Here is a 25,852-nt window from a genome sequence, read left to right as displayed (position 1 = left end):
AATTCTTGGAATAAAGCGTTTCACGAAAAAACTTAATCACAGATTTTCGCGAAATGCAGTGCCTTGTTCAATCGTTGCACGCGGTCCGACTATAGCTGATGCCTCAGGTTAAAGGCGGAGCGCTTTAGTTACGTCCATTTTCAGGCCATTATAAAGGCTGTGATGCGGACAGGAAACGCTTCGTTCGGGCATTCGAACTTTCGAAGACTGCGCCGGGGTGCTATTTTGATCCATATTTCTGCCAAGGTATGTGGTTTTACATGCCGTAAGCCAATCGGACGATTTAAGTACGAAGCATGTCAAATTCCTTTGCAGACATAGTCCTTTATTCATGGCCCATCGTGGTCTACATCCTGTTCCAGCGCTTGCCTTTGCGTGAGGCACTGGTCTGGTCGATCGTGGCGGGATATCTGTTGCTGCCGCTGTGGACCGGGTTCGACCTTCCTGCGTTACCCGCAGTCGACAAGAACTTGGTGCCCGCACTAACGGCGGCCTTTATGTGTTATCTGGTGACACGGCAGGCTAAAACCGCACATGCAGTCTCTCAACGGGCCGGGTCAGGCGGTGTCGCGCGCAAGATTACCGTTGCTCCGCCGATCTCTTTCGAGCCTGTCCGGGGGCAATGGCTGTTCCGGGGCTTGGTGATCCTGCTTTTTGTGCCACCGTTTTTCACGGCCCTCACAAATGCGGAGCCGATCATTCAGGGCGCGCGCTTCATAAGCGGGCTGTCGCTTTATGATGCGCTGTCGATGAATTCGGAGATCCTGTTTTCCTTGATCCCCTTCTTTCTTGCCAGACGATTTCTGGCCTCGGATGAAGCGCACAAGACTGTGCTGAGGGTCATTGTCTTGGCAGCGATAGGGTACTCATTTCTTGTGTTGTACGAAGTCAGAATGAGTCCACAGCTCAACAGAATCTTCTACGGTTTTTTCCCACACTCTTTCGGCCAACATATGCGTGGCGATGGGTTCAGACCGCTTGTCTTCATGAACCACGGTTTGTGGCTTGCGATCTTTATGGCGATGTCGGTGATTGCCGCTTTCGCCCTGTTCAAAGCCACCGAGAAAGATCATCGCAAAATATGGTTTTTCATCGGTCTTTGGCTGTTTGCCGTTCTTTTCCTGGTCAAATCACTTGGGGCCTTTGCACTGACGTTGCTAATTGTTCCGACATTGCTGTTGCTTGGCCGGAAAACCCAATTGCTGCTCACGGCATGTTTGGCGGTTTTTGTTCTGTTGTTTCCCTTCGCCAGAAGCGCAGGCTGGGTTCCTGTGAATTCGATCTACAACCTCGCCGAAAGCATTGATCCCGCACGCGCACAGTCTCTGGATTTCCGCTTCAAGAACGAGGATATCTTGCTTGAGAAAGCCAGCCAGAAGCCACTTTTTGGCTGGGGGGGCTGGGGGCGCGGGCGTGTCTACAACGAGAGTGGCAGAGACATCAGTACGACCGATGGCTACTGGATCATCGTAAAAGGCACCTATGGTTGGCTAGGTTATCTGGCAAGGTTTGGAATGTTATGCCTGCCTCTGGTTATCCTGGGCTTCATGCGGCGCCGGCTTGAGCTGTCATATGCAACATCCGGCCTTGCGATGACTCTAAGCATCGGGATTATCGACCTCATACCGAACGGAACCATAAGCCCCGTCCTTTGGCTTGTAGCCGGCGCTATGATGGGGCGATATCAGACAGCTCAAAAGACTGTGACCTGCGAAGCCAAGAGACCATCAAAGCGCGCTGAACCATTCGGACACCCCGTGATCTCTGCTACAGCGGAACCGAAGGCACCATATCCGCCTCATAAAAGGCGGCCACGTACAAGCTAACCGCTCCTGAGCCGCGATATGGAATCAGGCAAACGCGCGTCAATTCTCCGGCTCGAGCGCATTGCGCATGACAAGAATTGGGCGCCCATCCTCGAGTTCAAGCTGGTGTAGCGGAGCGGGAACACCGGATCTGGCCCCCTCTCCTTGAATGACGATGGTCTCATCTGGAAAAAGTCGCTGCCATCGCGTTATCGCGCCATTGGACCCATACGTGAATTCGTCTTTCCAATTCGCGGTCCAGTGCAACAGCGGATCAACATATTTCAGGTTTTCGCGATTTGAATAATCCACCGATACCAAGCGCATCGTCTTTGGGTCCCCAATCGGTTGATATTGGCGGATTTGATGCAGCGGGAAGCTGACCGATACAAAGCCCGGAGCACTGTAGTGCAAACCGTTCCATGCAAATATGCCGATATCCACACGGTCAGTGGTGCGCATTTCACCGGGAGCGATACGTCGGCTATCGTGCCAATCGATGCTGATCGTTGCCTTCGAGCCCGAGGCGGTCAAAGGGGAGATACGGACCTTGTCAGGATCACCGCGCAAGAGCACCCATTTGAAGTTGAGTGCATGTCCATTGGGATCTTCGGTTTTCTCGGCGGAAACGGTCATGGTCCGGCTGTAGGCGTCGGACCGCCAGACACGGGCGATGGCCGATGAAGTCTGAAACAGCCGCTCGGACATACCGGCAAGCCCCGCCGCATCGCTGAAATCCTCGGCTTCGATGTCGATGTGAACCATCGGGGGAATTTCATCAGGTTTCAGTGCCGCCGCCATCGCCACCATGCGTTCCGGCGCAAGACGGTTTGCCTCATACACGGTTGGATGCGCCGCCGGAGACAAGTATTGCTCGGGCGTATAGAGCCCTTTCTGATTGCGGCGGAAAATCATCTGCAAAGTCGGGCCGACGAGCCTTTCTGCTTCGAGAAAGTCGCGCGTCTCCCTGGAGAACGCGGCCACGGTCATCACCAATGCCTTCACGAAGGGCATATCTGAATGTGACGACCCTTGGCTAATCAGCGTATAAGGCCAATTTGCCGGAAACAGATCCGCATCATCATGATCACGATGCTCAGGGTAAACATAAAGGTGGTTATTGGCGTAGGTCAGAAAAGCCCGCTCCGCCCCCCCGGGCGTCGTCATCGCAAAGCGCGCCTGGCTGCGTTCCGATGGTCGCTGCGTCAAGGCTGTTGACGAGTTTCCGATGACCGTGGTGGGCAGGATGATCCGGCCAGCCAGGCCGTAGTCCAAACCCTGTTCGCGAAGCGCAGGCCCATAGCTCAGATGCGTGAGTTGCGGGAAGGCCGCCTGCGGTAGCTTGGAATGATCGCGGTCTCGATTGTCATAGACCACGCCCGTCAAGCCGCCCGCAATTCCACGTGCCTCGTAGCGTCGCAAGAGCGAGGCAGCCGGGCTTGAGTCCTTGGGATCGACAATAGGGAGATTGGCTTCGGCTTGGGGTATCTCAAGCTGAGGCGCGATCCATCCCAGCAGCCCGATACTTTGAAGCTGATCTTGCCGCAGTTCAACCTGATCCGCCTGCGCACGATGTCCAGCAAAGAAGATCACGGAACTGCAAATGATCGCAAAAAGGCTTTTGAAACGTGTCATGGGTTCAGAATGGTAGCCTTATGAACGTTGAGACGTTAGGTCTTGAGCAATTCAGATTAAAATCGATCTATACGCTATGAGGAATTTGGTCTTTAATATCTTATATTGTGGAACTGCGCAGGCGTGAAGGCCGCTTATGAAATCAAGCGGCCAATAAGACGCCGCTGACATCGGATTTCAACTTGTTGTCACAATGGCGCCTTGTCCTTGTCGCGCCACAAAGGCATGGTCCTGCCAAGTATAAAATCAGGCCAAATTCATGCTGGATGTTTTCAAGAAAATGTTTTCGCTTCTCAGCGAAAGGGAACGGCGCCGCTTCTACGTGCTTTTGGTCGTCATGATTGTCATGAGCGCCGCAGAGGTCATCGGCGTTTCAACAGTGTTGGTTCTCCTGAACGTACTTGCCGATCCAAACATGATCCACAAGCAGGCTCCGCTTCAGTGGCTCTATCAAACATTCGGATTTACATCTGACGGGAATTTCCAGTTTTTCCTGACTATAGCGGTTTTCTTTGCCATCTTGACCAGCCTCGCCATCAAGGCGCTCGGGAGTTACGCGATCGTCAGGTACTCAGCGATGCGTGGCTATACGCTATCCAGCAGATTGCTGGAAGCGTATCTGAAACAACCCTATGTGTGGTTTCTTGAACGCAACAGTTCGGAAATCAGCAAATCCGTTCTGCAAGAGGTCGGGCGCCTCGTAACCAGTGTTCTGATCCCGTCTTTGAGCCTCTTGGCAAATGCCCTGATGGCCGTGTCACTGTTGACCTTGCTTCTTTTGATCGAACCGGTAATCGCCACAACGGCAGCGGTCATTATTGGGGGAGGATATGCGTTGATCTACCTCACGCTTCGACAGCTTCTTTCAAAATACGGTCGAGACCTCATGGACGCGAATGCGTTGCGGTTTCGCCTTACCCAGGAAGCCACCGGTGGGTTCAAAGAGGTGAAACTTCTTGGAATGGAGAAACACTACGTCGATCGGTTCGTGGCGCCGGCTCAAAGGATCGCGGCGCTGACCGCCGTTGTTCAGATGTTTCGCGACCTGCCGCGGTTCGGACTGGAAGCGCTTACTTTTGGCGTCATGCTAGGAGCGATCCTGTTTCTGCAAATTCGAAACGATGGGGACCTTACTGCAGCCATTCCCATCCTCGGCACCTTCGCGTTTGCCGTCATGCGGCTCTTGCCAGCCGCTCAAAACGTCTATCACAGCGCTGCATCTATCCGGAACGGCGCGCCTTTACTCGATGACATTTTCAACGACTATTGGGACGCTCAAAAGCGCATTGCCGAGACCAGCCTTGGAGCGTCTGGGGGCCAACGTCTGCAGCTTCAAGACAAACTGCAAATTCGGGATGCGACTTTCGCGTATCCGAATACCGACAAAGCCGCGCTTCGTGGTCTCAACATGATCATCCCGGCCAAGACGACAATCGGTATAGTTGGTGGCACCGGCGCTGGCAAGACCACGCTTGTGGATGCCATCCTTGGCCTGCTGACACTAGAACGCGGCGAGATCATCGTGGATGGCACGGTCATAAATCGCGACAACATGCAAGCCTGGCGCAACGCCCTTGGCTATGTTCCCCAATCTATCTATCTGACCGACAGCACGCTCGCCGAAAACATCGCCTTCGGGATCGATCCTGACAAGATCGACATGGCTGCGGTCGAACGCGCCGCCAAGACCGCAGCCCTGCATAGTTTTGTGATCAATGAATTGAAAGACGGCTACCATACGATGGTGGGTGAGCGCGGTGTCCGGCTGTCAGGCGGACAAAGGCAGCGTATCGGCATTGCAAGAGCGCTCTATCATGATCCGGATGTCCTTGTGTTTGACGAGGCCACATCCGCTTTGGACAATCTCACCGAGCGCGCCGTGGTTGAGGCCATACATAACATCGGACATCAAAAGACGGTTATCATGATTGCGCACAGGCTGAGCACTGTCAGGAACTGTGACAGGATTTTCCTGCTTGAGCATGGGAAAACTGTAGCTTCCGGAACATTCGAGGAGCTTGTGAATAGCAACGAAACGTTCCGCGACATGGCCTCCAGCGCATGAGATTTGGTAGTCGCCATGTGGTCACGACGATGATTTTGCACGCAAAAGTTTTGACGCCACTCTAAGCAGACTAACAGGGAGGTATCATTGGACGGTTCTGTAAACGTCCATCATTGTATCAATTTTTTTCTCCCAGTCGAAGTCGTTGACAATCCTGCGACGCCCCTGCTTGCCCATTTCACTGCATTTGCTCGGATTTGTGGCCAACTCGAAAATCGCATCGCAAATACGTGCCGCGTAAGTGTCTTTGGGTTCCGGGTGTACCAGAATACCGCACTCTTCATTGATGTAATCTGCGGGTCCACCCCATTCTGGACCAATGACCGGCAGGCCCGCACTCATTGCTTCAAGAACCACGGCTCCGCCGCATTCTCGAACACAGTTCAGTATAAGTGCATCAGATTCTTTTAGAATCTCCGCGCATTGGCTTTGAGACAAAAAGCCACGAAACTCGATAAGGTCGTCAATGCCAAGCTCCTTGCTCAAACCACGTAACCGGGTCAATTCCGGTCCATCGCCAACAATATCCAGATAGACATCGACACCGCGCGCCTGCGCTTGGGCAACGGCTGACAGAGTAAAATCAAGCGCCTTGAGATCAACCAAGCGTCCAACAAAAACCAACCGGAAGGGCTCATTAGGTTTTCTTATCACCCTCTCCGAGGGCTGCCAAAGATCAAGATCGACGCCGTTCTCGACCAGTTGGACAATGTTCGGATGATTGGGAAACGGCAGGGCCATGCGTGTTCTTTCATTGGCCACCAGCAACGCAGCTGCATGTTTCTTTCCGGGAATGACCCTGTTCAACGCCAAGGCTACCAGACGCGCGCCAAACACGAAGTTTCGGGCGAAAAGGCTTTCGTACTCTTCGTATCCCTTCGGGAAATTCATACCACCGTTCATCGGGCCAATCACAACGGGCACTGCAAACCCATAAATCCAGGATGGCGCCAAAGGCGATACCGGGATCGGTTGATGTATGATGTCCACTAGTCCCGCCCTGACACACTCACGGATAAATTTAGTCTGATAGCGTTGGTCGATCCACGCCATCATCGAGCCAAAAACGGCATCCTGAATCGCATGTGGGAATGGCTTTCCGGCTTTCCAAATCATCCGGTGCCATTTGCTATCGGGCACATACATGATCCTGTCGGCATCGTCGCCAACGCGTTCCTCAAGATCACGCTGGTTTCGGGCATGTGCGATCAGCCTTACATCCACGTCCCGCTTTCGCAGCAGTTCGAAATATTTCAGCGGCAAGATCGCCTCGCCGCCAAACCGCGCCGTCGCGTTCGGCGCGCAAATCAGTATCTTCTTGGAAAATTGCGAAGCCATAAAGTGCCGCCCCCGACCTAAAGGCAAGAGGCTGCAATCAAGCCCTGCCCGAAACCATCACTCATTCCCCATCCCCTCCAGAACCTCCCGCGCCCGGTCGAATTGCGGCAGGGGTTCGTCGCCTGCCAGTTCCAGAGCACGGGTCAGGGTTGCGCGGGCCTCGGAGGTGCGGTTGAGCGCATGGTAGGTCATGCCCAGGTGATACTGCACCAGCGCATGTTCCGGCAGGCCCGCGGCTGCGGGTTCGAGATGTTCGAGCGCCTCTTCGTAATTGCCGCGGCGATATGCGATCCAGCCATAGGTGTCCTGAAGGGCCGGGATGTCGGCGCTGCTCAGGCGGCGGGCGATGTTGTAGGCGCGTTCCAAATCCTCGGCGCTGTCGCGATGTGTGGTGATCAGGCTGGCGAGGTTGTTGGCAACGAGCAGGTTGTTGCTGTTTTGCGCATAAAGGTCTTCATAGATCGCGATGGCGCCTTCGAAATCCCTGTCACGCTCAAGGATTTCGGCCTTGAGCAGCAAGGCGGCGATCGGTTCGGGCGCGGCTTCGATCTGCGCGTCGACCATGGCGCGCGCCTCGTCCTGACGACCCTCGGCCATCAGGATCGCGAACAGCGTGCGCATCACGCGGGGATGTCCCGGCACCTCGTCGAGAAGGGCCGAATAGATCTCGGCCGCCGCATCGCGATCCCCATCGAGCATGTGCAGACCGGCACGCAGATAGCGCAAGATGCGGCTGTCGGGATTTTCGGCCAACCGCCGTTCCACGAGACCGCGCGCGTCATCGATCTGCCCGGCGCGAACCCGCGTCTGAACCAGTGCCGCCAGGGCCGCTTCCGAGGAAGAACCATCCTCCTGCGCCAGACCTTCGAGGAACTGGATCGTGTCATCCACGCGTTCCTGGCGCAGCATCACATCCGCTTCAAGCCCGTTGGCGATGGCGGTGGCGCGCTCGTCTTCCAAAGCGCGCAGACGCCAGACAAGGCGGGTCACCTCGTTCCAGTCTTCGGTCTGGACATGCAGGATGGCAAGGTTCTGCAAAAGGTCGATATTGTTCGGCGCCCGGTTCAACGCCTCGGTCAGCACGGCCTTGGCTGCCGGGACACGCTCTTCCTGAACGAGATACTGGGCATAGCGCAGCGACTCGGCGGGGGCCTGCATCGACACCTCGACCGCCATGGCATAACGCTCGCCCGCCAGATCACGCGACCCCGCCCGCTCATGCGCGCTGGCCATCAGGGTCATGATATCGGCATCGCGCGGCTGTTCAGCCAGCGCGGCGCGCAGATCAAGGATCGCATCGTCGGGCTTGTCTTCGTCGATCAGCCATGCGGCACGCATCTTGAGAGCATCGACATTGGTCGGGTCATCCTGAAGAATTTCCTCGACCTGAGCACGTGCGCCCACCGTGTTGCCGGTTTCCAGCAACATACGCGCAAGAACCACCCTCGCCCTGAGGCGATCCTGTTTGGTCTCGCTTTCGGCAGCGTCTTCGGCCTCTGCCTCGTCGGCGGCTGCTGTCGCGTCAAGCAACGCTTCCATGTCGGAAATCGCTTTTGCCCGGTCACCCTCTTCGAATGCGATCGAGGCCAGCAAGGCACGATAGGCAATGTCGTCTTCTTCGGTGTCGACAAGCCGCTCGAGTTCCGTCCGGGCGGCCACAAGCCCCTTTGTCTCACGCAGGAAACGCACCACGGTCAGCTTTTCGTCCTTGCCGGCATTTTCCGCAGCGGCGAGTTCGCGCAGATACGCCTCGGCGCTGTCCAGATCGTCGCGCTCGATGTAATAGGCGATCAGCATCCGGCGGGTATCTTCATTGGCCGGGAAGCGATCCACCATCGTCCGCAACGTGCCACCGATGGCGTCCATGTCCTGGCGGTTGGCCTGAATCTGAAGCTTGGTGGAATGAAGCTCGAACACGTCGGGATGAATTTCCAGCCCGGTTTCCACGGCCGCCATGGCCGCATCCAGATCTCCGCTGCGCAGGTATTGATCGATGACCACCTGTCGCGCGATCAGGCTTTCGGGATTTTCCTCCAGAAGGTCGCGCGCCTTGAGGGCCTCATCTGCGGCGGCCACGGGGTTGTCGTCCCGAAACGCCTTGGCATAGTCCAAAGCGGTGATGACGATCCGGGCGCGCGGATTGTCGGCATCCAGCTCGGCAGCGGCGCGGCCATGGCGTTCGGCCTCTTCCCAATTGCGGGCGTTGATGGCCATCTCGGCCAGCTCGATCCGGGCCTCGAACGTGTCGGGGAACTGTTCGACCACCCTGAGATATTGCGAATAGGCGTCGCCATATGCTTCGTTTTCAAGCTGGGTGCGCGCATAGGTCAGGCGCGCTTCCTTGTGGAGCGGGTCCAACTTGAAGACGTTGCGGAATTCCACCAGCGCGCGGGCCACATCGCCCTGTTCCAGAAGGGCCATACCGGATTCGAAATGCTCCTGCGCCCTCTCTTCCGAGGTTTGGCAGGCGGCAAGGACAAGCGTGGCAGACAACATCAAAGCGGCCAGTCGGCCAGACTTCCGGGACAACTTCATTTCAGTTCCTTCAAAACCATTTTCGGCAAATTTTTACGAACAATGTCATCGCATGATTTCATCGTATCATAACTTGTCCTTGTGTCCCGGACTTTGACCCCTTGGAACTTCGTTTTCTGCTGCGATCAGCAACCTGTCCCTCTCATCACGACCGACAGGGTCTTGAGGATCACCCAGGCATCCGTCGAAAAAGACAGCCGCCTGTTGTACATCTCGTCGTAATCGGCGCGTGCCGCAAAGGAGCTGTTGTTACGGTCCGAGATCTGCCAGAAGCCCGACACGCCGGGGCGCAGATAGAAATACGCGCGGCCGGGATACAGCGTCGCCTGTTCCGGCATCATCGGCCGGGGGCCGACAAGGCTCATGTCGCCCTTCAGCACGTTCCAAAGCTGCGGAAGCTCGTCCATCGACGTTTTCCGAATGGCATGGCCAAAGGTGGTGATGCGCGGGTCTTCGGTCAGCTTCTGCTTGACCTCCCATTCCTCGCGGGCCTTCTCACAGGCATCGAGGTGATCTTGCAGTTTCTGATCCGCGTTCGGCACCATTGTCCGCAGCTTCCACATGGTGAAGATGCGGCCATTGCGGCCAACGCGCTTTTGCCGGAAAAACGGATTGCATCCATCGCTGGCCACAAATGCCGCGAGGATCAGAACGGTCGGCAGCACGATCGGCGCTGCCAACATGACAAGAAACACGTCCAGAACGCGCTTGCCTATTTTTCGATAGAGACTGTGTTTGCGAGTGCCAACTCTGGAGCGGAGTAAATCAATTGGCGCGCTTTCACGACGGAGAAAATTCTCATTTTGAACAGTCACTTTAAATATCTCCAAATTAAAAACTTTAACACGACCCTTTAAAACACGGGCCAGAATAACAGACTGCTCCGATGAGATTATTGTCCGGTGATAACGTTCCGAAACTTTATATTGTCCAGCTATCAAAATTACTGGTGCCTGTGACGAAAGCTTAACTCCAAGCCAGCTTTTCAACAACAGTAAATAAAGCGTTAACAACCCTCGGGTGAGATCTCTGCCGTAAAACGTAGCGTAGGCCGCTACATTGTGTTTGATTGTGAGGTGAATATTGTCTCATTTTGCCGATTGTTTCCAAATCGGACCAACTTGCGGCCACTAAGGTTGCGCAATCCGGGCGAATCGACGCCATAATCGAATTGTCTAATGTCGTGAGGTGGATGTTTACAAAGTATTAACGGGCCTGCCATGTATGGGTACGCATTTGCCGGGATTGTTTGAATTTTAGTGCCGGTACGTTTGGTTAAAGTAACAGAGCCTTTGTGATCAGGTGCGGGGAGGATATCCCGGCACGGACCCGGGGGGCGAATGAATGAGTTTCGACAGGATGAACCAATCACCCCGATTCAGATTGTTCGGCGCGGCGTCAGCAGCGTCCGACCGTCGCGGTGCGCGCAGCGACGCCGACGATGTCTCGGGGGCCACAGGCAGTGTCCTGGTTCTCGACAACCCGATTGTTCCGCCTGAAGCGCAGAGCGAAACTCAGGCCACGGACACGGTGCAGACGGGCAAAACGGCAAACGCCGAAAATATTTCGAGCCGCATTGATCGGTACGTTGGACAGCATGAGGCGTCTTCTAGAGACAAGGGTGAAGGTGGAGCCGATGTTCATATGAGCAATTCCGATAATACGTTCGATATTTACACCGAGCATTTCGGCCTGCACTCGCGCCCGTTTTCCCTTGTGCCGGACCCTGATTTCATTTTCTGGTCCCCCGCTCACCGGCGGGCCTACACGATGCTGGAATACGGCCTGCTGACCCGCGCTCCGATCACGCTGATCACCGGCGAGGTGGGGTCGGGCAAGACCACGCTTCTGCACCACCTTCTGAAGTCGCTCGACAGCTTTACCAAGGTCGGTCTTGTCTCAAACGCCCATGGCACGCGCGGCGAATTGCTGCGGTGGGTGTTGATGTCTCTCGATCAACCGGCCGGTCCGAACGCGACCTATGTCGATCTGTTCGATGCGTTCCAGAAATACCTGATCACCGAATATGCCCGCGGCAACCGGGTGGTGGTGATCTTCGACGAAGCCCAGAACCTCAGCCGCGAGTCGCTTGAAGAATTGCGGATGTTCACCAACATCAATTCCAACAAGGACGAGCTGTTGCAGCTGGTCCTTGTCGGGCAGCCCGAGTTGCGTGACATCATCCGCAAACCGGACCTGAGGCAATTCGCCCAGCGCGTGGCCTCGAGCTTTCATCTGGGGCCGATGGATGTGGACACCGTTCAGGCCTATATCGGGCATCGTCTGATCAAGGCCGGCGCGCGCAAGAACCTCTTCACCCGCCGCGCCTGCGAGCTGGTCCACGAACAGACCGGCGGCGTTCCCAGGCTGGTCAACCAGTTGGCCGACCTTTCCATGGTCTATGCTTTTACAAATAACCAAAGAACCGTCACGGATCGAACGGTCCAACAGGTTCTGGATGATGGCACCTTTTTCGGTGCGGGCGCTTTCGAGCAAACGGATGATTTTGATTGATGCTTGATGATATGAAGTTCTTCCTGTCTCTGTTCATGAGACGTATTCACTATTTTCTTCTGGTGTTCGTCGCGGTAGCGGGCGTTGGTCTGACGATGGCCTACACACTTCCGCCGGTCTACGAGGCAGAAGCGCAATTGCTGGTCGAATCGCCGCAGATTCCCGGAAATCTCGCGGCATCGACGGTCGAGGTTTCGGCCCCCGAAATTCTTCAGATCATCCGCCAGCGCCTGCTGACGCGCGCCACTCTTCTGGATATCTCGCGCGAATTCAACGTCCATGCGGACCGGCCCGGCATGTCGCCGGATGCCATCGTGGCAGACATGCGCAAACGGATATCCATGGGCCTGCCGCGCAGTCGCGACGCCGCTGCGTTCGTGTCGCTGTCCTTCAAAGCGTCAAACGGCGCGCTTTCGGCGCGTGTCACCAACGAGCTTGTGACCCGCGTACTTGAAGAGAACGTATCGATGCGCAAGGCCGCATCGGGCCAGACGCTGGAATTCTTCGTTCAGGAAGTCGCGCGGCTGGATCAGGAATTGGCCGATCAGGGCCAGCGCATTCTGGAATTCAAGCTCAGAAACCAGAATGCCCTGCCCGAAAGCGTCGATTTCCGTCGCAACCGTCAGGCTTCCTTGCAGGAACGCATCCTTCAGATCGAACGCGATCTGAGCAGCTTGCGGGACCGCCGCGATCGGCTGACGGAAATGTACGAGCGCACGGGCAGCATCACCATGTCCGAGGAGGAGATGACGCCGGAAGAACGCCGGCTGATCCAGCTTCAGGACGATCTGACCACCGCGCTGACGGTCTATTCCGAGCAAAACCCCCGCATCCAGAACCTGCAACGGCGCGTCGAAGTGCTTGAGAACAAGGTCGCCGAACAGCGCGCCGCCGAGGGCCAGGGCAGCGAAGATCTCTCGCCGTATGAAATCCAGATTGCCGATATCGAAGGTCAGATGGAGTTCCTGATCGAACAGCGCACTACGATCGAAGAGGATCTGGCCGAACTCAACGCGTCTCTCGAAGCGACCCCGGCAAATGCCATCACCCTTGGCACGCTGGAACGCGATTACGAGAACCTGCGCGTTCAGTACAATCAGGCCACGGCCGATCTGGCCGCCGCCCGCACAGGCGATCAGATCGAGGCGCAATCGCGCGGACAGCGCATCACGGTGATCGAACAAGCCGTGGCCCCGCGCGAGCCTACTGCCCCCGATCGCCGCAAGATCGCGATCATGGGCATCGGCGGCGGGATCATCATGGGCGCAGGGCTGGTGGCACTGCTGGAGCTGTTGAACAGCTCGATCCGCAGGCCCGCGGATCTGACCAACCGGCTTGGCATCACCCCTTTCATGACCATCCCCTATATCCGCACGAAACGTCAGAGGGTCGCGCGCCGAACGCTGATTGGCCTTGCGATTGCGCTTGTCGCCATAGGCATTCCGCTCACTCTTTACCTGTTGCACACCTATTACCTCCCGATGGACCTGCTGATCGAACGGGCACTGGACAAAACAGGTTTGTCCGGCGTTCTCGAACAGCTTGGCCTGTCCTTGTGAAGAAGGGACGCTGATCATGGAACGAATCCAATCCGCCATCGAAAAGGCACGGCAGGCCCGCCAGCAAGGCACACGCCCCGAGCCGAAGCAGGCACCATCGGCAGCGCTGCGCGACACAACCGTGACCGCGCCGCAAGTCTCGGTCGTCGAAAAGGAAGCAGACACAAAGCGTGATGCGCTTTGGAAAACCGTCCGGACATTTCAGCCGAAACCCGCAAAGCTGACGCATAACCGCATTCTGGCCTATCAGGCCTGCCCCGAGGCCGCACCCTATGACATGATGCGCACCAAGCTTATGCAGAAGATGCGCAAGCAGGGCTGGCGGCGGGTCGGGATCACATCACCGGGCGCGGGCAGCGGCAAGACGATGACATGCCTCAACCTGGCCTTCAGCCTTGCGCGGCAAAGCGATCTCAAGATCATGGTGGTCGAGCTCGACATGCGCCGCCCTTCGATCGCCAAGGTGCTGGGCCTGAAGGAGCCTGTGCAATTCTCCGAAGCCCTCGCCGAAAAGGAGCCGCCCGAGGATCACCTTTTGCGCTATGGCACCAACCTGATCTTCGCGGTGAACCAATCCTCGAAACGTCATTCGGCGGAACTCCTGCAGGGCAGCAGTGCGGCTGGTGTGCTGGACCGGCTCGAAGCCGCTTATGCGCCCGATGTGATGATCTTCGACACGCCACCGCTGCTGGTCAGCGATGATACGCTGGCGTTTCTCGATCAGATCGACTGCGCGCTTCTCGTGGCCGAGGCCGAGCGCACGCGCCCCGCAGAAGTCGACAAATGCGAGCAGGAACTTGCCGCGCGGACCAATGTTCTTGGCGTCGTTCTGAACAAATGCCGCTACATGGATCGCAGCGACAGCTATGGGTACTACGGGTACTGACACCCTGACCCGGTTGCCCCTATCCGTACGGCGCACGCCTGCGGGCCTGAGACACTGGCACATTGTCGCCGATGCCGCCTGACGGGGATTCTACAGGTCTGCGCCTTCTGATAATGTGAAGCTAGGCAGGGTGAGTGCAGGCTCACAATTAATAAAGGCCGAACGCGTCATGAGACCGAGGCTTCTTTTCGAAGTTTTGCTCGTTTTGATAGTGTTGTTTGCTCTGCCGTCCAATGGTCACGCGATGACCCAAAAAATATTGGAAAAAGGCATGAACGCAGGCACGCAATTCACTCTCGGCGAGTTTTTCCCATCTGTGGCCAAAACCGGGCAAGCCCCTGTTATTCTGCCACAATCAAGCCAAACTGACACCACGAACGCATTCTATGCCGACAGTTCATATTTTAGACTGTTGGAGATTGCAGAGATGTCGATTTTTCAAAGGATGGCTTCTTCACGGCTGACGACAAGCAATGGCAACTCATGGGACGCCAGTGTCACCGAAACCCATCAAGAGGTCGGCCCGTTTCAGGATATCACTCCAGTCGCCTGGACAATGCCAGTCTTCAGCATGTCGTGGTTCTCGTGGCCTGTAATGGCCCCTGCCGCAGTTCCGGTTGTCAATGTCAGTGTCAGTCCCGCGGCGTATTCCTGGAGCGACCCCTGGACCAGGGTCGACACCTCTGCCACCGATCCATACATGTCGGGAAGCGCCCTCTACGGAACCTCCTCGTCAGGCTCCTGGAGCGGGGCTTCCACCTCATCTTGGGACACGAGCACACGCGGTGGGGTCGAGACCGGCGCAGGTCAGGGGATTTTCGCAAGCCTTTACCAGCCATTTTACGCCTTTGATTTCTGGAACGGAATCTTCGGGAATACGGCACGCCCAGCAGCGCCCAAGGAAACCCCGGTCAGTCAGCCCTCTTCCCCGCCCGCAGCCGAGGAAGAGACCCCCTCCCCCGAGGCCCCGGCGCAGGATGATACGCAAACGGATGTCGATCCTTCTCCGGATATGCCGGCAATGGGCGACGACACGGGCGACCATATGTCGGGCGGCGACACAACCGATCATGGCTCTCACGACATGAGCGATGACCACACCGATCATTCCGGTCATGACATGGGAGACGGGACAACCGATCAACCCTCCACCGATATGGGCGGCGACATGACCGATCATTCGGGCCATGACCACACCGATCATTCCGGCCATGACATGGGAGATGGGACAACCGATCAACCCTCCACCGATATGGGTGGCGACATGACCGATCATTCGGGCCATGACATGGGCGATGACCACACCGATCATTCCGGCCATGACATGGGAGACGGGACAACCGATCAACCCTCCACCGATATGGGCGGCGACATGACGGATCATTCGGGCCATGACATGGGCGGCCATCATGATCACGGCGACATGTCACAGACCGGTGGCGGCCTGCCCCATGACGCGACACAGGCCGAGATAGACGCCTTCGTGCAAATGGTCATCACGGCGCCTGATATGGATCACTCCATGCATATGGATGACATGGGCAAGATGATGGAGCATAGCGAATTGCTCGATCTCGTGCCCCGTGCCGAGGCGACCCATATCGCGATCCGCAATGGCGACTGGTTCGACCCGGCCACATGGCACAATGGCCTGATCCCTGGTGAAGATGCCAAGGTGCTGATCCCGAAGGACATTTCCATCCGCTACAATGGCGAAAGCGACGCGTCCCTCTTTACCCTGCGCGTCGATGGCGATCTGAGCTTTGCAACCGATATGAACACCAAGATGCTGATCGACACCTTCGTGGTGGATAGCAGCGGGCGGCTGGAAATCGGCACCAAGGACAATCCCGTTCAAAGCGGTTTCGACACGAAAATCATTTTCGCCAATAACGGCGATATCGATGTCGGCTGGGATCCCACACTCCTGTCGCGCGGCCTGATCTCGCATGGTCAGGTGGAGATCCACGGCGAGGAAAAGACCGAGTTCCTCAAGGTCGCCGATGCCCCGATGGCCGGCGATACGCAGATCGTCCTGTCCGAGATCCCCGAAAACTGGTCCGTCGGCGATACGATCGTCATCACCGGCACGCACAAGGAAGGCTGGCGTTGGGACGGCGCGAAGATGGCGCATTTCGAAAGCCAGGACGAAGAGGTGACGATCACCGCGATCGACGGCAACACGATCACGATCGGCGAGCCTCTGCAATTCGACCACGACACACCGCGCGCCGATCTGGCCGCTTATGTCGCCAACATGACGCGCAACATCACCTTCACCAGCGAAGACGGCGAGGCCTCGGCCCTGCATCACCGCGGTCACGTGATGTTCATGCATAACGACGATGTCGACGTCCGCTATGCCGCCTTCGACGATCTGGGACGCACGGACAAGTCGCGCCCCGCCGGGGATTTGGCATTCTTCGACACGATCGAGGCGGATACGAATATCAAGAGCCGGTATTCCTTCCACTTCCACAAGACCGGCACCGAAATCGACAACGAGCCGGCCTATGCCATCGGCAACACTGTGAGCGGCTCGCCCGGCTGGGGCTTCGTGCACCATTCAAGCCACGCCGACTTCGTGAGCAACGTCGCCTTCGACGTCTTCGGCGCCGCCTTCGCGGCCGAAGATGGCGACGAGACGGGGATCTGGCGTGAGAATTTGGCTATTCGATCGGTGGGTGCATACCCTGGCGGTGATGCTGCGGTCAAAGTGGGTGAGGACGTTAAGAGAGACGATAATGGTCGAACAGGTGACGGATTTTTCTTTGCCGGTCGTCTTATAGAAAGCATGGACAATGTCGCGGCGAATACCACTCATGGCTTTGTCTGGCTCACTCGGGGCCAGCGCACAGAAAACTTAACTGATACCTTAGAGCACAGCGAGATGGCTCTCGGTCAGGAGAGCGTTCGGCCTAGTCAATCCCCAATTCAGGAATTCTCTGGCAATGAAGCCTTCGGGACGGAGCATGGATTAATCGTGGTCAAATCTTCGCCCAATCAAGGTCATGATTTCCGAACAATGATTGAGGATTTTGTAAATTGGGAAACTAAAAGCGGTGTCAGCCTCACATATACCAGTCACTATACTCTAAAGGACGTGGATATTCTCGCCACCCAAACTGATGAGTGGTATGGGCGACCGAAAACTGGTCTAGTTCTAGGAACAAACACAATCGATCTAGTCATCAGCAACTCTTCAATTAATGGCTTTGAAACTGGCCTCAAGCTTAGCAACCATTTCACAATGCCCGTAGAAGATAGCGATGTAGGTCACGTTTTTATTGATCTTGATCTGACAAATAACGCTGTTGATATGTCCGGTTTCAATCCGGTTCAGCACACCATCATATCGTCAGAACAGTTAATTAGCGGCGCTCTGGGCTTCGCGCTGGACCAATCAGAGCCCATGGAAGTGCACAATGTCTTGTACTTGTCGGGGATCAAAACAGACTCTATCGGCGCAACTGAGCGAGGCGGTGGGGTGGATGAACACAGATTGTATTTGCGTGACTTTATCGAGCAAGAGGGTTTTTGGGAAACCACAGACGGACGCACTGTGATCATTGTGCCTGATGCCGTCACTGATCGTGTAACAGGTGAAATCGCTAAAATTCAACATGTTATCGAAATTTCCAATGAAAGGTCCTGGCTTGAGGCAAACTATGTCAACAATGGCACCTTGCCATTGGAAAACTCAACTCCGACGGCTAATGATGATTTTGCTTCATCCTCGAGCAACACCAGCATACTCATCGATGTACTTGCGAATGATCGTGACCTAGATGGGGATATTCTGACGATCGACAGTACCGAGAACCCCGCCAATGGGCGCGCTACTATCCTTGACAACGGTCTGCTTGAATACACGCCGGATCATGACTTCGTTGGCACTGATAGCTTTACGTATTGGGCAACCGACGAATATGGCTTCCGCTCAGCCGCTACAATAACTGTCGACATCTGGGATATGTGATACTGATGATTGGTAACACATAAAAAATAAACGTAAGCCCAAAGCGCGTCAGCGCTACCACGCTGCGTAACTGATCAGTAGTTATTAGCAACGCTAAAAATGGTAATTGAGCACTAGGGCACCAAGCTAAAGTTGGCAATTCGGGTGCAAATTGTCCCGTCTGTAAAAAATGGGAGAAGTGACACAGCGCCCTAATTAGACCCACCCACATAACTTCTTGCACTGATCACGCATAGTCTTATCGGCGGCTGAAAGTCTTCAACTTTAAGAGCGTGAGTCACTAATAAAGCCCTCTCGCTATCAGCGAGAGGGCTTTATTTAGTTTTCAAACCCAATTAGCTTGCTCGACATCCCCTAAATCACGTTTCAAGAATGTCGAACTGTCTTTAATCCACTTCACTTAACAGCGGATTTCTTTTTACGGCGTAGCGCAGCAAGCCCTCCAACGCCTGCCAAGAGCAACCAGCCCGCTGCAGGCAGAGGTACAGGTGTAAATTCTCCACCACCGGTAATTTGCAAGCGAACAGCTATATCGTCGTGGTTATCGTCTGTATCGTTATCGTCGTCAAACCAGAGATCAAGAGTTTGACTATTCACCAAGACACTAAACCAATTTATACCACCGGACGCCGGAAGAACGTTTGCCCCGTTAGCCACCGTTCCGCGGGTAGGGTTGGAAAACGCAAAGTCGAGAAGCCCAGAAGCTACGTTGCTGAAAGTTGCGGATGCAAATCCAACAGCGCTCCAAGCATTATTGCTGAAGTCAGAGTTCTGAAATTCGACAGCGCCACCGCCGAAATTGAAGCTATTATCGTCTGCAGCCTCGCGACCCAACATCGTAACGGTAATTTCTGCAGGACCGCCAATCAGCCACCAGTTAGACCCGAAAGTTCCAGTCTCTCCAGATGGGTAGATAGTGCTGAAGCCATCGTTGTCCACGATATCACCGGTTGCGGTTGATGCGTACGCAGACCCAGCCATCAGAGCACCAACGCTTGCGGCCACGATTATCTTTTTAATTCCCATTTCAATTCCCCCTTCAAAGGTCAATACGAACAAAAATAAATTTCACACCCAAGGGTACACACAGAATTGCCTTATTCAAAGAAGAATTGGGCCGTTTTGGCCGAGAAAGGCCTTAATTACGCCATTTTTCATGAAAATTAGCGGGAGCGCATGCCCATCGGCGCCGCAAGCCGCGTGGGATAAGACGTCAGACCGTATAAAATACGGGCCAAATCGTCTCATTGTTTCCAATTCGTGGATATAAATTCGTCAGAAGTGACGCGAATCGGCGTCAGGGCCGGACGCAGCCAGATGTCAGGGGCGTCTGCCGGCGCGGCTGGACGCGGTCACGCCGCCTTCCATAGCGGTTTCGCGGCCGTCTTGCGGGGTTTCGAGCATCGCCTGCGCAATAAGCCCCATGAGGACCAGAACACCCGTTCCGGCGTAAATGCCCATGGCCGCCAGCACACCATGGCCCATGACCATTGCACCGACCCCGGTCACCAATCCCGTCATAACGGCGAGGACGACAAATCCGATCATCATGAGCGCTACCTCCTGGCTTGTGCCGGGCCGCCTGCAGCGGCTGGCGTGTCCTGTGTCATGGTCATCTTTTCGGGCCTTTAAGGCAGCAGTAAGGCCGACAGATGTTAAATGTCCCTCATTATTGCCCCATTTTCGCCAAAAAGCTTGACGTGATGGCTTGCCCCTACGCGTTCGCGTGAAAACCCTCGAAATTGTTGCATCAATGGCACGCGTGTTTTAACAGTGGCTCCAAGCCCTTACCAAATTGTGATATTTCTTGGGTTGTCCGGTCCACGCGGGTATTTTCAGGACTGGGGGTAATAAGACGGAAACGGGAAGAGAATTTGACATGAAACGCATTATTGCACTGCTTTCCGCCCTGGTCATCGTGCCTTTCATGGCCGTGCAGACCTCGGCCCAGGAAAGCTACCGGATCAAACCCGGGGACGTTCTTCGCATCGAGGTTCTCGAGGACAGCAGCATCAACCGGGACACGCTTGTGCTGCCTGACGGGCGGATCTCTGTTCCTCTCGCAGGCACGGTGCCCGCAGCCGGACGCACTTTGACACAGGTTCGCGAGAACGTGACACAGGCGCTTGCACCCAATTTCTCCAGCGGGCCGACCGTGTTTATGTCCATGGCGCGGCTGGCGCAGGATGACCTGCAACTGCCCGCTCAGGCGGATGAAGACACGGTGCCGATCTACGTGATGGGGGAGGTGGCCAATCCCGGCAAGGTCCAGGTAGCGGAAGGCACGACGATGCTGCAGCTTCTTGCTGAAATCGGCGGCTTCTCGCGCTTCGCGGCAACGCAGCGGGTTCAATTGCGGCGTGTCGGCAAGGACGGCAAGGAACGTGTCTATAACGTCAATTACAAGGACATCCTTGCCGGCAAATCCGGCATCGGGATGACAGTCATGGCACCCGGCGACGTCATCATTGTTCCGGAGCGCCGCCTGTTCGAATAACAAAAAACTCTACTGATAGGCGAGAAAGCAGTTTTGAAAAGCAGGCATTTCATACCGATCACCTTGGCAGGGGCTTCGGCCCTTGCGGTGTATCCGCTGTTTGCTCAGGAACAGGACGAGAGTGCGCTCAACGCATCGCTCTCGGTCAGCCAGAGATTCGAGGCGGGCGACAATATCGCGCTGGACATCCCATCCTCCGGCAGCACGCAGCTTGCGACCACATCGCTGCGCTTCAATCTGAATTCAGAAACGCGCACCCAAACCCTGTCGCTGTCACTTGGCGGCGTGTTCCGTGAAGGCAATGTGCCATCCCGCTCCGAGATCTCGACCGGATTCGCGGATCCCGACATTCGCCTGTCCTACAGCCGGGAAGGCGCCAATGCGCTGTTCAGCATCGATGGGCGCTTCAGCCAGTCGGACGTGGGCTTTGTGCGGTCGATCGAGGACTTCATCGATCAGGATGGCGAGATCGTCCTGCCCGACGATTTCGACGAGCTCGATGGCCGCGGCAAGCGCAACAATTACAACCTGTCCACCCAGCTGCAAACCGGGCGCAACGCGCCGATCGGCTTTGTCTTCGATGCGGGCGTCAGCGGACTGTACTACACCGACAACGCACGCGCCGGCCTGACCGATTCCGAGCGCAGCCGCGCAGGTGTGACCGCACTGCTTCGGTTTTCGCCGGTGACCACCGGACGCGTGGCGCTGAATTACGACCGGTACGATTCCGACGACACGCGGCAGACCAAGCGCGACACCTACTCGGTGAGTTTCGGCGTCGAGAACCAGCTCTTCGATGGCACCGTCGTGGACGCCTCTCTTGGCTATACCGAGATCGACACGCGCGAAACCATCGGATCGACAACGAGATCGGGCATGATCGGTCAGATCGGGCTTCAACGCCCGATGACCAACGGCGAGATCACCGCAAGCCTTGCCACAACGGTGGATCAGGCCGGGGACCGTGTGACCCTGCGCTTTGGGCGCAACCTGCAATTGCCCAACGGGTCGCTCTCGGCCAGCCTTGGCGCCACCAGCTTCGAAGGCCGCAGCCCCGATCTTGTCGGGTCGCTCAACTGGCAATACCAGCTGGCCAGAAGCGCCCTCAGCGTTCGCCTGAACCGGACCGTCAGCACCAACGACGAAGACGAAGAGCGTCTGGCGACCAGCGCCGTGGTCAATTACAGCTACGACATCAATACCCTGTCCAGCCTTGGCCTCAGCATGGATTACGGTCTGACCGACGGCACCGGCACCACCAATGAAACCGAACGCGCAGGCATCTCGCTCAGCTACAACCGGTCGCTCACCCGCGACTGGACGCTCAGCACAGGTGTCAGCCACCGCATCCGCGACGAAGAGCGTCTCGGGAATGCTGACTCGACCTCGGTTTTCGTGAGCCTGAGCCGCAGTTTCGACCTGTTGCCTTGATCCGCTGACCGGTTCCATGGCTTGCCAAGCCGCGTCCAAGCTGCTTTTGGGCATGTGATGAACGCGTTCTTGCCCTCCGAGCGCCGGGCGCGCCTTGTGCTCCTTGCGCTGCTTGCGGTCTCGGTGCTTCCCGAGGCGGTCTTGCTTGGTGCCGATTGGGGCATCTGGGGCAGCCCGCGCTGGCGGCGTTTCACCTATGAACACTTCGCATTCTGGACGGGGCTTCTGCGGGGCTGGACACCGAACTATCCGCTGCAGCCCTGGCTCATGTTCGTCACCTATGCCGGTCTTCATGCCGGGCCGGGGCATCTGCTGGTCAACATGGTCACGCTTGTTTCGGTCGCCCGGGCCGAGCTTGACCGGGTCGGAGCCTGGCGCTTTGCCACGATCTATGCGCTGTCGGTTCTTGGCGGGGCCGCAGGCTTTGCCCTGCTCAGCGACAAGCTGCAACCGATGGTCGGGGCCTCGGGTGCGCTGTTCGGTCTGGTCGGCGCCTGGGTGATCTGGGACATCTCCGATACGCTGCGCGCGCGGCCCGGCTTCACGACGCTGGCCTATGCGATCCTGTGGCCGGTCACGCTGCTTGGCGTTCTGAACCTGCTGATGTTCTGGGCCACCTCGGGGCATCTTGCGTGGGAAACCCATCTGGGCGGGTTCATCGCAGGTGCGCTTGCCGCACCGTTTCTCGACCGTCGGCGAAATCAGGCCTGAACCCCGCGCCCACCCGCCACGCGGCATAATCGGTAATGCACGGGGGTGCGGCTTGCGCTATGCTTGCCCCTATCGCTTGCAGATAACCCAAAAGCACATTTCCTTGCCCCACGCGTTCCCTTCCCCCCGATCCAAAGGACACCCGCAATGCTCCGGCTGATCGGTCGACTTGTTGTCTTTGTGCTGGTTGCAGGCGTTCTGGCTGGGTCGGCGATCTATGTCATGGTGCTCGACGATCATCCGCTGATCGCCGAAAGCAGCGCCCCCAAGCCGCAGGATGTGGTGGTCGCCCGCAGCTTTGTGCACAGCATCCGCAGCGCCGCCGGAAACGGCACGACGCCGACCGAACCGCTGGTCATGTCCGAGACCGAGCTCAACAGCCTGCTGCGCCTCGGTGCGCGGTTCCTGCCGGGTTTGCGGAGCGATCTGCGCATTGCCGGGGACAGCGCCGTTCTGCGCGCCGCGATCCCGGTGCCCTACATGCGGGCGGTGAAATTCCTGAATATCTCGGCCCGTATCCCCGAGTTCGAAGGGCAGGTCATGCCCACCGATATCCGCGTGGGGCCGGTCCCGATCCCGCCGGGGCTTGCGCTTGAAATCGCACGTGTCGGCGCGAATACCGCCATCGGCAACGGGGTCGGCGACACAGTGCTCGGCGCCGTCACCCGGATGACGATTGACGACCAGAACCTGTCTTTCGATCTTGCCATGGACGACATGGGCAAGAACGGGATCATGCGCGGCCTGTTCGGCACGATGCGCGGCGCCGACATGCCGATGGCCTCGCAGATCGACCGCTATTACCTGATGATCCGCGATGCGATGGACCGGGGCGACCTGCCGACGACGGGCAGCTACCTGCCCTATCTGCACTTCACCCTGCAGGCCGCACTTGAAGGCAGCACGCCCGAAACCCTGCCCAATGCCTATACCGCCGCCATGTTCGCGCTCACCCGGGTCTGCGGCGCGCGGGACTTTCCGCTGATCGTCGGACGGCTGATCGGTGGAGAACTGGTGGCCGACCGCGACTGGCGCAGCGATTGCGACGAGGTCACGCTGAACGGCCGGATCGACAGTCGCCGGCATTTCACAACCGCCGCCGCGTTGCAGGCGGCCTCGAACCGGGGGTTCGCGGTGTCGGTCGGTGAATTCAAGGAGCTTTACGACACCCTGCAATCAGGCGGGTTCGACTTTACCGACCTTGCCGCCAACAATTCCGGCATACGGATGTCCAACCGCCTGATGACCGCGCCGCCGCAGGATTGGCCCGCTCTTCTGGCCCGCCTTCAGACCGAGAATGACGTGATCGTGCCTTTCGACGATATCCCGCAGATCATGTCGCAAGCCGAATTCGACAGCCGCTACGGATCGGTGGACAGCGCCGAATATGCCGCCGTTCTGGACGCCATCGAAGCCAGGATCGACACGCTTGCTCTCCATGCCGCGCGCGATTGAGAACGCCGCGCCAAAGCGTTTCTTTATTGGAACGACATCAGGTCCACCGACAGTTCATCCCGGCTCGACACGGTCGCGGCATCCTGATTGATCGGCATCCGGTCAACCGTCAGCGGATGGCCCCGGCCAAGTGCGACGTAAAGCTGAATGAAGGCCGAAGCGACATCGCGGGTGTTCTGCGCCAGCGCCGTGCGCGATGAAGACAGCGCGCGTTCACGGTCCAGCACATCCAGCACGGTGATATTCCCGCCGCTGCTCAGCAACTCACGCGACAGATCGAGCGCCTGACGGTTCAGGGTCACCGCTTCGCGCGCCGCCGCAACCGACTTGCGGGCCGACGTCAGAAGGGTCTGGGCGTTCTCGACCTCCTCGACCGCTTGCAGAACCGCGATCCGCCACTGCAGATATGTCTGTTCGACCCGTGCCGCCGCGGCATCTTTCTCGGCCAGAAGGGCCGGCTGATTGAAAACCGGCATCACAAGCCCGGCCAGCAGAGTTTCGGTCCGCGATCCGCCATTCGTGGGCGCCGATATCAGCCCCGAGAGGTTCAGACTGGGATAGCGGGCCGCGTCGGCCGCGCCCACCTCCGACACCGCCGCCGCATATAATTGCTCGGCGCGCCGAATGTCCGGGCGCGCGCGCAGCAGATCCGCCGGCACACCCGCATCGATCGTTCCCTTCGGCATCGGTTGCTGCCCGCGATAGCCCAGATCCATGCCAAGGCTGCCCACAGGCACGCCCAGCAATGTCGACAGACGGTTCCGCGTCTGGATGATCCGGGCATCGAGCTGGGGAATTTCGGCGCGGGTCTCGGCCAGCAGGGATTGCGCCCGCAGCAAGTCAAGCCGCGTTGCGGCCCCGGCCCCAAGCTGGGTTTCGATATCCGTCAGCGTGCGCTGCCGCGAGCGCAGGTCCTGCGCCCTGAATGCGCGGCTGCTCTGGAAGAACCGCAGATCGGCATAGGCTTGCGCCACTTCCGAAAGCACGGTGCGGCGCGCCTCGATCGTGTTGAACTCCGCCGCCTCGAGCCGGGCCTGCGCGGCACGGCTCCGAAAGCCCGTCTCGCCTGCAAGATTGATCTGGCCGTTGATCGAGAATTCACCGCTTTCCGAGACATTCGACGGCGCCCTGACGCTGGCATTCGCGTTTCCGCTCACCGGCACATTCGCACCACGCGCGTCGGCCTCGGCCTCGCGCAGGCGGGCGCGGGCCTCCGCGACACTCAGATTGTCGCTCATGCCGCGCACGACAAGCTGATCCAGAACCGGGTCGTTGAAATTGCGCCACCATTCCGTGTCTTCACGGGTCGGTGCCTTGACGGGGGCCAACACGGAATACCTGTCGGGCAAATCCGCCTCGAGCGGGCGATGGGCCATGCCGATCTCGGCACAGCCTGCCAATAGGATCCCGAGCGGGATCATCATGATAATCCGCATGTTGAG

Annotated in this window: 17 protein-coding genes; 10 read left to right on the top strand and 7 right to left on the bottom strand. The window is 57.4% G+C overall.

Going from position 1 to position 25,852, the window contains the following annotated elements; genetic code table 11:
* Nucleotides 1-296 precede the first annotated feature (296 nt).
* Complete coding sequence (locus tag F3H35_RS16230; protein ID WP_149780595.1) at nucleotides 297-1,826, top strand: hypothetical protein; 1,530 nt, start codon at nucleotides 297-299, stop codon at nucleotides 1,824-1,826.
* Nucleotides 1,827-1,865: 39 nt separating this feature from the next.
* Here the strand turns inward: F3H35_RS16230 and F3H35_RS16225 are convergent, their stop codons facing one another.
* Nucleotides 1,866-3,440, bottom strand: coding sequence for a hypothetical protein (locus tag F3H35_RS16225; protein WP_149780594.1), 1,575 nt, complete (start codon nucleotides 3,438-3,440; stop codon nucleotides 1,866-1,868).
* Nucleotides 3,441-3,699: 259 nt separating this feature from the next.
* On the opposite strand from F3H35_RS16225, the gene F3H35_RS16220 reads away from it, so the two are divergent.
* The gene (locus tag F3H35_RS16220) at nucleotides 3,700-5,505 is read left to right on the top strand and encodes an ABC transporter ATP-binding protein (RefSeq protein WP_149780593.1); all 1,806 of its coding nucleotides are present in this window, start codon (nucleotides 3,700-3,702) and stop codon (nucleotides 5,503-5,505) included.
* Nucleotides 5,506-5,589: 84 nt separating this feature from the next.
* Here F3H35_RS16220 and F3H35_RS16215 read toward each other — a convergent pair whose 3' ends face one another.
* The 3 genes from F3H35_RS16215 to F3H35_RS16205 all read right to left on the bottom strand — a co-directional run bounded on the left by F3H35_RS16215 (nucleotide 5,590) and on the right by F3H35_RS16205 (nucleotide 10,193).
* Nucleotides 5,590-6,843, bottom strand: a complete 1,254-nt coding sequence (locus F3H35_RS16215; protein WP_149780592.1) for a glycosyltransferase family 4 protein — start codon at nucleotides 6,841-6,843, stop codon at nucleotides 5,590-5,592.
* A 57-nt stretch (nucleotides 6,844-6,900) separates the two neighbouring features.
* The gene (locus F3H35_RS16210; RefSeq protein ID WP_149780591.1) at nucleotides 6,901-9,378 is read right to left on the bottom strand and encodes a tetratricopeptide repeat protein; all 2,478 of its coding nucleotides are present in this window, start codon (nucleotides 9,376-9,378) and stop codon (nucleotides 6,901-6,903) included.
* Nucleotides 9,379-9,503: 125 nt separating this feature from the next.
* Complete coding sequence (locus tag F3H35_RS16205) at nucleotides 9,504-10,193, bottom strand: sugar transferase (RefSeq protein WP_262975139.1); 690 nt, start codon at nucleotides 10,191-10,193, stop codon at nucleotides 9,504-9,506.
* Between the two features lie 829 nt (nucleotides 10,194-11,022).
* Between F3H35_RS16205 and F3H35_RS16200 the strand changes: the two genes are divergently transcribed.
* The 4 genes from F3H35_RS16200 (at nucleotide 11,023) to F3H35_RS16185 (ending at nucleotide 18,316) form a co-directional block, all read left to right on the top strand.
* Nucleotides 11,023-11,892 carry an ExeA family protein gene (locus tag F3H35_RS16200; protein WP_223228448.1) on the top strand — a complete coding sequence of 290 codons (870 nt, stop codon included), beginning with the start codon at nucleotides 11,023-11,025 and terminating at the stop codon, nucleotides 11,890-11,892.
* Entirely contained in the window at nucleotides 11,892-13,451 is a 1,560-nt protein-coding gene (locus F3H35_RS16195; RefSeq protein ID WP_149780656.1) for a GumC family protein, read from the top strand. Before F3H35_RS16200 ends, F3H35_RS16195 begins: the two co-directional genes overlap by 1 nt.
* A 16-nt stretch (nucleotides 13,452-13,467) precedes the next feature.
* On the top strand, nucleotides 13,468-14,337 hold the full coding sequence (locus tag F3H35_RS16190) for a CpsD/CapB family tyrosine-protein kinase (RefSeq protein WP_149780590.1): 870 nt from the start codon (nucleotides 13,468-13,470) through the stop codon (nucleotides 14,335-14,337).
* 169 nt (nucleotides 14,338-14,506) lie between these two features.
* Complete coding sequence (locus F3H35_RS16185; protein ID WP_149780589.1) at nucleotides 14,507-18,316, top strand: Ig-like domain-containing protein; 3,810 nt, start codon at nucleotides 14,507-14,509, stop codon at nucleotides 18,314-18,316.
* A gap of 396 nt (nucleotides 18,317-18,712) precedes the next feature.
* Here the strand turns inward: F3H35_RS16185 and F3H35_RS16180 are convergent, their stop codons facing one another.
* Both F3H35_RS16180 and F3H35_RS16175 read right to left on the bottom strand, forming a co-directional pair.
* Nucleotides 18,713-19,342 carry a VPLPA-CTERM sorting domain-containing protein gene (locus tag F3H35_RS16180; protein WP_149780588.1) on the bottom strand — a complete coding sequence of 210 codons (630 nt, stop codon included), beginning with the start codon at nucleotides 19,340-19,342 and terminating at the stop codon, nucleotides 18,713-18,715.
* A gap of 294 nt (nucleotides 19,343-19,636) precedes the next feature.
* Nucleotides 19,637-19,867: a hypothetical protein gene (locus tag F3H35_RS16175; protein ID WP_149780587.1), complete on the bottom strand. Its 231-nt coding sequence runs from the start codon at nucleotides 19,865-19,867 to the stop codon at nucleotides 19,637-19,639.
* A gap of 328 nt (nucleotides 19,868-20,195) precedes the next feature.
* Here F3H35_RS16175 and F3H35_RS16170 point away from each other — a divergent pair, with 328 nt between their 5' ends.
* From F3H35_RS16170 to F3H35_RS16155, 4 genes are all read left to right on the top strand, one after another.
* On the top strand, nucleotides 20,196-20,813 hold the full coding sequence (locus F3H35_RS16170) for a polysaccharide biosynthesis/export family protein (protein WP_149780586.1): 618 nt from the start codon (nucleotides 20,196-20,198) through the stop codon (nucleotides 20,811-20,813).
* Nucleotides 20,814-20,876: 63 nt separating this feature from the next.
* On the top strand, nucleotides 20,877-22,244 hold the full coding sequence (locus F3H35_RS16165) for a hypothetical protein (protein WP_149780585.1): 1,368 nt from the start codon (nucleotides 20,877-20,879) through the stop codon (nucleotides 22,242-22,244).
* Nucleotides 22,245-22,301: 57 nt separating this feature from the next.
* Nucleotides 22,302-22,955 carry a rhomboid family intramembrane serine protease gene (locus F3H35_RS16160; protein ID WP_149780584.1) on the top strand — a complete coding sequence of 218 codons (654 nt, stop codon included), beginning with the start codon at nucleotides 22,302-22,304 and terminating at the stop codon, nucleotides 22,953-22,955.
* 147 nt (nucleotides 22,956-23,102) lie between these two features.
* A complete protein-coding gene (locus F3H35_RS16155; RefSeq protein ID WP_149780583.1) occupies nucleotides 23,103-24,410 on the top strand; it encodes a hypothetical protein in 1,308 nt (435 codons plus the stop codon).
* 23 nt (nucleotides 24,411-24,433) lie between these two features.
* Here F3H35_RS16155 and F3H35_RS16150 read toward each other — a convergent pair whose 3' ends face one another.
* A complete protein-coding gene (locus tag F3H35_RS16150) occupies nucleotides 24,434-25,846 on the bottom strand; it encodes an efflux transporter outer membrane subunit (RefSeq protein ID WP_149780582.1) in 1,413 nt (470 codons plus the stop codon).
* Between the last annotated feature and the right edge of the window lie 6 nt (nucleotides 25,847-25,852).

It is taken from the genome of Roseovarius litoreus (assembly GCF_900142765.1).
Classification (GTDB): Bacteria; Pseudomonadota; Alphaproteobacteria; order Rhodobacterales; family Rhodobacteraceae; genus Roseovarius; species Roseovarius litoreus.
This window is presented reverse-complemented; position numbering and strand designations above follow the sequence as displayed.